This is a genomic window from Synergistaceae bacterium (assembly GCA_017444345.1).
Lineage (GTDB): Bacteria > Synergistota > Synergistia > Synergistales > Aminobacteriaceae > JAFUXM01.
On the sequence record JAFSWW010000089.1, the window covers coordinates 1 to 8,368 of the forward strand.

Sequence of the window (8,368 nt, forward strand, 5' to 3'; positions counted from 1 at the left end):
ACTTATACAAGATTTATGTATTTTACAAGCGAGGTATCATAAATTTATGCAAAAATTTCTTGATTTCTTAAAGGATATAACGACACTTAGAACTGTCTGGGTTGATAAAGGCCAGGGCAAATGGATCGTTAAAAAACGTATGCACCCAGTTTTAAGAGTATTATTTTTTGTGATGGCTGTTAGTGTCGGTGCAGGTGCTTATATGAATTTTTCGGCAATGAGTGAGATTCACAAGGCAAATGCGCAGCCCGATCCCGTTATTTCTGAGAAAAAATTATTGCCCGAACCTGAAAAAATTATAGCTGTTACTGATTCGAGTCCTGTTATTGTTAATGAGCCAAAACCTGAAATAAAGCAGGAATTTACGCCGAATACAAGAATTGCGGCCAAGTCAGAAATTAAACCGGATTCAGTAATTAATTTAAACTCGGAGAAGGGCGACATTTTTGAGCATCCTAGAAATTTATTACCCAGCAATAATAAACTCAGAATCGAAATCAGCAAATCCAAATATGAATTAAATTTATACGATGGCAGCGAGTTAATAAGGACTTATAAAATAGCAGTCGGACGCAACCCCGGCGATAAAATGAGAGTCGGCGATCATAGGACTCCAACCGGAAAATTTAAAATAGTATCAATTGAACCGTCTTCAACATGGAAACACGATTTTGGCGACGGCAAGGGCAAAATTTCAGGAGCTTACGGGCCATGGTTCATAAGACTCGATGCTAAGGGCTGGAAGGGTATAGGAATTCACGGGACTCACGATCCTGACTCGCGCGGGACAATGGCAACTGAAGGCTGTATCAGGCTCAGCAATGAAGATATAAGCGAGTTAAAGCAATATGCTTATAGAAATATGCCCGTTATTATTCGTGAAAATTAAAGGAGGCTTTAATAATAAATGCTTAAATGCGGTATAGTGGGCTTGCCTCTATCAGGAAAATCTACAATTTTTAACGTGATTACACGTGCCGGAGCTGAAGTCAAACCCTATGCAGGCGGTAAAACTGAGCCAAACCGTGCACTCGTCAGCGTACCTGATTCAAGATTTGATAAACTCGTAGAAATTTTTGCACCTAAAAGCGAGAAACCTGCAGATGTTGAATTTGTAGACTTGGCCGGACTTTCACGCGATGCAGGCAAGGGAGCAGGACTCGGAAATTCTTTCTTGTCGTTCGTGTCTGAATCTGAAGCGTTATTACATGTTATTCGCGTATTCAATAATGACTCAGTGCCTCATCCGGAAAATTCTATAGATCCACTAAGAGACTGGCAAATAGTAGAGTCAGAATTAATTTATCGCGATTTAGGAGTTATCAGCGGCAGACTCTCAAGACTCGACGAGAAAAAAATCAAGAAAAAATTAACTCCTTCAGAAAGCAGCGAGCTTGATTTATTAAAGCAATTAGAAGATTTCTTAATGAATGAGAGGCCGTTACGTGAATTTAATTTGACGGATGAACAAAAAAAATCGCTGTCAGGTTTTGCATTCTTGACTCTCAAGCCTGAATTAATCGTGTTAAATCTTGATGATTCACAAACGGGAGAAATTCCCGAACTTGAGCCGCTCAATAAATTAATGCAGGAAAAAAATTTAGACTCTGTTAAAGTTTACGGCTCTACAGAAATGGAACTCGAACAGCTTGACCCTGAAGACCGGGCCGAATTCATGAAAGATTTAGCAATAACTGAACCGGGAAGAGACAGGCTCATTCACGAGGCTTATAAATTGCTGGGCTTGATTTCTTTCTTTACGAGCGGCTCCGATGAAGTTCGTGCGTGGACGTTAAAAGAAGGCTCTAATGCAGTCGACGCGGCGGGGACTATACATTCAGATTTGGCGAGGGGCTTTATACGCGCTCAAGTTGTAGCATACGATGATTTTATAGCAAATAACGCTTCAATTGCACAATGCCGCGAAAAAGGAGTATTAAGACTCGAAGGCAAGGACTATATTGTTAAAGACGGCGACATGATAGAAATTAGATTCAACGTGTAAAATAAAATCTCTCCCCTAGTCATACAAGGCCGGGGGAGTAAAAATTTTTACAGCTCATTGAGTAAAAGAAATTTTACCGAGTGCCGAATTTGTAATTTGATTTATTTCTTCTTGTGTCATGCCTCTAGCTTTCATAGAAGACACAAAAGAGTTAAACATCTCGTTACGCCCCTCAGTTCGTCCTTCAGCTCGTCCCTCAGTTCGTCCTTCACCTATAAGCTCCTGTTCTCTCATTAATAGCAGCATGTATTTACTCCTCCAATCTGCGTTTTGTTTTGCAATATATAATAATTTCTCTAATTTCTTGATAAACGAGTCCTCTTCTGAAGTCTTCCCCGTCATGAAAAAATCAAGAAATGCCCTTAATTCTTTGCTAATATCATCAAGTATTCCCCTTGCATTAAGGAAAATTGTATAAGCTCCGTCATTAAGATTCAGGCCGCTTTCTTCTTTACAAGTATTATAAAAAGTGTAAATGTGCCTGCCATATCCAAACGGATCAAACGTGCAAATAAATATCACAAATGTATCAGGCAAGTTATTATAATTTCCTGACTTCACTAATATATCACTTGATAGAGCCTTGAGACCTAATGCTATTTGATACGCATGAGAACGCCGAGCTAAATCTTTCTTGTTCATTGTCTGAGCTTCACAGACTGCAAGTTTACGATTATCAAATTTTGAGAAAATATCAAATCTTACTCCCCTAGTGTCAAATGTTTCTCTCTCACTTTTCTGGGCTTGAATAATCTTCACTTTTCTGATGTCCATATCAGGCAAAATCCGTCTAATCATTTCCGTGCAGACTTCTTCATTATTCATAATTTTGCCGAAAAGAAAATCATTAGCAAGCGTTAAATTCTCCCATAAAAGACTCTTATCCCGTATTAAAAAATTTTTATTCTCTATAATCAGCTCACTCCAATATTATAAATTATGTAGTGAAGGATCGGGCAAAACTTCAGACTCTGTAAAATTTTTCCGCATAAAATTATTATATCCAGCAGCAGCAATCATTACGGCATTATCTGTACAGCGTTTAATTTCAGGCAGCCAGACTCTAAAATTTTTTTGTTCGCATAATGCCTCACGTAAAGCACTATTTGCAGAGACTCCACCTGACGCAGAAATTTTGTTAATTCCCGTTAATTTCACAGCAAGATTTAATTTCGTAATAAGTGATTCTATTATAGAATTCTGAAACGAAGCGCATAAATCATTAACCGGCATTGAGTCAGAATCATTAAATTTTTTCACCTGCCATAATAAAGCCGTCTTAAGCCCGCTAAAACTAAATTCTATTTTGTCCGAATTCTTTAACGGCACAGGGAAGTCAAACGCGCGGGGATTCCCATTTTTAGCGAGTCTATCAATTTCAGGGCCTCCGGGATATGGCAGACCTAAAATTTTCGCGGCTTTGTCATATGCTTCTCCTGCTGCATCGTCGCGAGTCTCCCCTAATAATTCATAATTCCCGAATGATTCTACTTTTATGATTTCAGTATGTCCGCCCGACACTATTAATGACAAGAAAGGCGGTTCTAAATCCGAGTCAACAAGCGGCGCAAATAAATGTCCTTCTAAGTGATTAACGCCTATTAATGGAACTTGCCAGACTTGAGATAATGCCTTTGCTGTCTGAACTCCGACAATTAGCGAACCCATTAAGCCCGGCCCTCTTGTTACTGCTATAAGATTTAAATTTTTGCCTGAAATATTGCACTCTTTCAAGCATGAGTCTATCAAGGGCAAAAGATTCTCTAAATGTTTACGCGCTGCAAATTCAGGAATTACCCCGCCGAATCTCGAATGATCACGAATTTGACTCGATAAAAGCTCGCATAAAATTTTTTTATCCCCGTCTATAATTGCAACTCCGGAGTCATCGCAGCTAGTTTCTATTCCCAGTGTAATAAAGCTCATAATCACATAAACGCACTATCAGAAATAAAAGAAGGCCAAGCACTGCTCACAAAATCATCATATGAGTCAAATAAAGGCGGGTCGACAATATAGTCATTAAAAATATTCTGCTCAAATTTTCCTAGTGCAAGCTCCCCGAACCATAATTTATTGTCGCACTCTCTATTATGCGAGAACACAAGCATTTATTACGCCTCCCCTAAATTTAATCGTGAAAGAGTTGCTATTGATTGACAAGTCATAGAAAGCCCCCGCCCTGAGTCGTCAAGTTTTTCGGCCGATTTGAATTTGAGATTTATATTAAAGAATTGCGATAAATTATTAATTATTATTTCTCTATATTTATTCAATCTAGGCACTTGAGCACACACAAACGAGTCAACGAATTCAACACGCCAGCCCTGAGAATTTACGAGATTCAAGACTTCCCGCAAAAGTTTTATACTATCTATATTTTTATAGCGCAAATCACTCGCAGGAAATAAATTCCCTATATCAGGCAGCCCGGCAGCTCCTAAAATCGAGTCCATTATTGAATGAGTCAATAAATCCGCGTCTGAATGGCCAAGCAAGCCCAGACTCGAGTCAATCAAGACACCGCCGAGAATTAATTTTCTTTCAGGGACTAATTTATGAACGTCAAAGCCCAGCCCGGTCCGAATTATTTTATTATTGCTGACAAGTGAACGCGCTAATCTCATGTCATAATCAGTAGTAATCTTGAAATTAAATTTTTCGCCGTCAACATATTTTAATTTATCGGGATAAACTTTCAGCCACGCCTCGGCCTCATCTTTTGAATCCGGGCAATTTTTCAGGACATCAAATAATTTCATTCTCGGAAATACTTGCGGCGTTTGAGTTATATACAAATTATCGCGGTCAACGCATGAAATATTATTATCGTCAATGCGCTTTAACGCGTCAGAAACGGGCAGAACTGGGACGACTCCGCAATCTTCATTAACTGAATCCATGAGTCTAGCAAATAATTCTTGAGTCGCTAGCGGCCTTGCTGCATCATGAACTAAGACATAATCACAGCTTGACTCTTTAAGCCCCGAACAGACTGACTCGGCTCGTGTGCTGCCGCCTTTTGCGATTTTCAACGGGATTGAATGATTCGGCCAGTCAACGCTATAACCTTCAGGCAGAACTATAATAATTTCCTGAATTCCCGAATCCCGTAATTTTTCGGCCTCGTCCGCGCTCCATTGCCATAATGGCTTATTGTCAAGAGTCATGAACTGCTTTTTTTTGCCGCCCATTCTTGTGCCTGAACCGCCCGCAGCAATAATAAACGAAAAATTTTTACCTGTCATAATTCTACCTTCATTCTTGAACGTAAAGCAGTGTGCAGTGTGAGCTTATCAGCAAATTCTATTAAGCCGCCGACTGGAAGTCCTGACGCTAAACGTGTAATCTTGATTTTATTATGTCCCTTTATGGATCTTAACGAGTCTAAAAGCGTGTAATAATTCATATCGCCTTCAATTTTAGGATTAGTAGCTATAATAATTTCTTCGGGCTTAAGTGCTTTAACATGAGACACAAAAAAATCTAAGTCCTTTTCCGTCAATCCCTTGTCATTGTCATCAACTGAAATTGAATCAGAATAAGACTCAATCTCTGAGGCAAAATCAGACTCAGGATCAGGGGCTATATTTGCCGATAATTTTTCAGTGTTCAAGACATGATACAGCCCGTTATAGATTCCTGCGTGTTCAAAGGCTGACAAAGACTCTACATTTTCGACGACGCATAAAATATTTTTGTCCCTGATAGGATCTTCGCAGATATTACACGGGTCTTGTTCGGAAATATTCCCGCATTGTGAGCACGTATAAAGATTTTTGCGCAAATTTGAGAATAACGAGCCGAAATGCTGTAAATATTCCTCGTCCTGCTGAATCAAAAAAAATGCTATTCTCCGCGCGCTTTTAGTTCCTATACCGGGCAATTTCTTTAATTCTTTTGCTAGAGTGTCAAGTATTTCCATATTGTAATAACTAGAATCCCGGCATCATTGCACCGAGTGCGCCTGTAATACTGCCCATTCTTTCGTTCATTAATTCGCGGCTTTTCTTGAGTCCCTCGTTCACAGCTGAAATAATTAAATCTTCTAACATGTCTTTATCTTCAGGGTTAATGACTTCGGGATCTATTTTTATCGCAACAATATCGCCCTGTCCTGTAAAAGTCGCTGCTACCATTCCACCGCCGACACTGGCTTCAACTGTTTCCTTTGCTAAATTCTCCTGAATCTGCATCATTTGAGTCTGCATTTGGCGGGCTTGTTTCATTATATTATTAATCTTCATGATAAAAAATTTCTCCCCTGTTTATATAAATATTATTGAATCAGATTCTATCACGATTTATTTATTTAATTTTTCAAGTTTTATGCTTAACTCTTCCCACTGTGAATAAAAATTTTGTAATTCTTTATCGAGATTATCGCGTTCAATCATCAAAGATTTAATTTTGCTTGAGTCTGCTAATATTTCAGGCTGACACAATAAATTATCGATCTCGTTAATTCGCGACTCAGAATCAGAAATATTTTTTTCCGACTGGGCAATTAATTTTTTTGTCGCGCGAATCTCCTGTAAATTTTCATTGCGGGATAAATTTTTCGACTTGGCCGGAGATTTTATAATTTCCTGATTACTTGTTAATGACTCCTCGCGTTTTTCGAGAAAATATGAATAATTCCCCTGATAATCGTATAAATTGCCGTCTCTGATCTCTAAAACTCTTTCAGCTAAGACGTCTAAAAAATGTCTATCATGTGAGACTATTAATAACGTGCCTTGATATTTCAACAAAGCCCGTTCTACGATTTCGCGTGTATTCTGGTCTAAATGATTTGTAGGCTCATCAAGAATCAAAAAATTTGTCTCACTGAGCATTAATTTATACAGAGCCAGCCTTGCTTTCTCCCCGCCTGATAAGACACTTGCAGACTTGTTAATATCATCGCCGGAAAACAAGAAAGCACCCAGCAGATTACGGCGTTCCACGTCATTCAAGCGTGAAGACACGGCCCGGGCCTCTTCCCATACAGTATTAGAATAATTTATATTTTGCGCGCTTTCTTGCGAGTAATAAGCAAATTTCACGTTATGACCGAGCTTTATATTTCCATTTGAAGGCGATTCGTTCATGCTCAAGAGTCTTAATAGTGTAGACTTCCCTGCGCCGTTAATTCCTACAAGTGCGACACGTTCACCGCGATTAATTATAAAATTTACGTCATGAAACACGCACAAATCATCATAATTTTTCGCGAGATTAACAACTTTCAGGACTTCCCAGCCGCTTTGAGGTGCTTCGGGGATATTAATTTTTACGCTTTTATCGTGTGAGGCGAGTTCAATTCTATTAATTTTTTCGAGCTGCTTAATACGACTCTGAACTTGGGCGGCCTTAGTTGCTTTATACCTGAATCTATTAATAAATGACTCGATTCGCTTGATTTCGCTTTGTTGACGAGTGAATGATTTAATTAATAATTCCTGATTCTGCGCCTTAATTTCGAGAAACTCATCATAATTATACGGGTAAAATTTTATAATTCCGTGTTCAAGATCTGCAATTGAGTCCGCAATATTTTCGAGAAATCTTTGATCATGTGATACAGCAGCGACCGCCCCCCTATGAGTCCTAAGCCAGCCCTCAAGCCATTCCATGCTCTCAGTGTCTAAATGATTAGTAGGCTCGTCAAGTAATAATACATCAGGGGACTCAAGCAATAATGCAGCCATAGCAATTCTCATTTTCCAGCCTCCGGAAAAATCGCGGCAATTCTTAGACTCGTCGCCCCTCTTGAAACCGAGTCCGTGCAAAACTTTCATGGCCATTGACTCGAAAGCGAACCCGCCGGAATTCTCGAATCTGCGTTCAAGTCTTGTATATTCATTCAATAAAGACTCGTGATTAATATTATCTTGAGTGAATGATAATTTTTGCTCGACCTCGCGTAATTTTGACTCGATTTCTGCAATACCAGCGCGGGATTTCAAATATTGCATTAACGGCACCGGCTCAAGCTCGATTAAATCCTGCGGCAAATATCCGACAGTTAAATTTTTTGAGCGTTCAATTATGCCGTCATCGCTTTGAATTTCGCCCGTTATGACTCGTAAAAGTGTAGTCTTGCCTGCACCATTCGCGCCGACAATGCCGATTCGTGAGTTATCCTGAATCTGCAAATTTAATTTATTAAATATTATTCTCTCACCGAACGAGAGACTCAAATTTTTTATATCTATCATAGTGAATAATACTATCATAAAATTTTTTGTGCGTGAGTAGACGGGCGGGCGGGAATAAAATTTTTTACGCGTTACATGATATAAAATTTTTGCGAATACGTAAAGGGGGATGGGCGGGCATTATATAGCAAGTGCAGTGAATAAAATTTTTGTGTGAGAA

The 8,368-nt window shown here is 39.1% G+C and carries 9 protein-coding genes; 2 read left to right on the forward strand and 7 right to left on the reverse strand.

Features of this window, described 5'->3' with window-relative positions; genetic code table 11:
- Both IJS99_06645 and ychF read left to right on the forward strand, forming a co-directional pair.
- Positions 1-889 (forward strand): L,D-transpeptidase (locus IJS99_06645; protein MBQ7561493.1); only part of this gene is annotated, 889 nt, incomplete at its 5' end.
- Positions 890-907: 18 nt separating this feature from the next.
- Positions 908-2,005 (forward strand): redox-regulated ATPase YchF, encoded by a 1,098-nt coding sequence (gene ychF, locus IJS99_06650; protein MBQ7561494.1) that lies wholly within the window; start codon positions 908-910, stop codon positions 2,003-2,005.
- Positions 2,006-2,059: 54 nt separating this feature from the next.
- Here the strand turns inward: ychF and IJS99_06655 are convergent, their stop codons facing one another.
- The 7 genes from IJS99_06655 to IJS99_06685 form a co-directional block, all read right to left on the reverse strand.
- Entirely contained in the window at positions 2,060-2,830 is a 771-nt protein-coding gene (locus tag IJS99_06655) for an Rpn family recombination-promoting nuclease/putative transposase (GenBank protein ID MBQ7561495.1), read from the reverse strand.
- A gap of 105 nt (positions 2,831-2,935) precedes the next feature.
- Positions 2,936-3,931 (reverse strand): tRNA (adenosine(37)-N6)-threonylcarbamoyltransferase complex transferase subunit TsaD, encoded by a 996-nt coding sequence (gene tsaD / locus IJS99_06660; GenBank protein ID MBQ7561496.1) that lies wholly within the window; start codon positions 3,929-3,931, stop codon positions 2,936-2,938.
- 2 nt (positions 3,932-3,933) lie between these two features.
- Entirely contained in the window at positions 3,934-4,116 is a 183-nt protein-coding gene (locus tag IJS99_06665; protein MBQ7561497.1) for a hypothetical protein, read from the reverse strand.
- Positions 4,117-4,119: 3 nt separating this feature from the next.
- On the reverse strand, positions 4,120-5,253 hold the full coding sequence (gene ispF, locus IJS99_06670) for a 2-C-methyl-D-erythritol 2,4-cyclodiphosphate synthase (GenBank protein MBQ7561498.1): 1,134 nt from the start codon (positions 5,251-5,253) through the stop codon (positions 4,120-4,122).
- Entirely contained in the window at positions 5,250-5,930 is a 681-nt protein-coding gene (locus IJS99_06675) for a recombination protein RecR (GenBank protein ID MBQ7561499.1), read from the reverse strand. The genes ispF and IJS99_06675 overlap by 4 nt, the downstream gene beginning before the upstream one ends.
- 10 nt (positions 5,931-5,940) lie before the next feature.
- A complete protein-coding gene (locus IJS99_06680) occupies positions 5,941-6,252 on the reverse strand; it encodes a YbaB/EbfC family nucleoid-associated protein (GenBank protein MBQ7561500.1) in 312 nt (103 codons plus the stop codon).
- 57 nt (positions 6,253-6,309) lie between these two features.
- Complete coding sequence (locus tag IJS99_06685; GenBank protein ID MBQ7561501.1) at positions 6,310-8,208, reverse strand: ABC-F family ATP-binding cassette domain-containing protein; 1,899 nt, start codon at positions 8,206-8,208, stop codon at positions 6,310-6,312.
- Between the last annotated feature and the right edge of the window lie 160 nt (positions 8,209-8,368).

Bases quoted from the DNA above. Each gene is read 5' to 3' on its own strand.
- ychF (MBQ7561494.1), top strand. From the start codon at position 908: ATGCTTAAATGCGGTATAGTGGGCTTGCCTCTATCAGGAAAATCTACA.
- IJS99_06655 (MBQ7561495.1), bottom strand. From the start codon at position 2,830: ATGAATAATGAAGAAGTCTGCACGGAAATGATTAGACGGATTTTGCCT.
- tsaD (MBQ7561496.1), bottom strand. From the start codon at position 3,931: ATGAGCTTTATTACACTGGGAATAGAAACTAGCTGCGATGACTCCGGA.
- IJS99_06665 (MBQ7561497.1), bottom strand. From the start codon at position 4,116: ATGCTTGTGTTCTCGCATAATAGAGAGTGCGACAATAAATTATGGTTC.
- ispF (MBQ7561498.1), bottom strand. From the start codon at position 5,253: ATGACAGGTAAAAATTTTTCGTTTATTATTGCTGCGGGCGGTTCAGGC.
- IJS99_06675 (MBQ7561499.1), bottom strand. From the start codon at position 5,930: ATGGAAATACTTGACACTCTAGCAAAAGAATTAAAGAAATTGCCCGGT.
- IJS99_06680 (MBQ7561500.1), bottom strand. From the start codon at position 6,252: ATGAAGATTAATAATATAATGAAACAAGCCCGCCAAATGCAGACTCAA.
- IJS99_06685 (MBQ7561501.1), bottom strand. From the start codon at position 8,208: ATGATAGATATAAAAAATTTGAGTCTCTCGTTCGGTGAGAGAATAATA.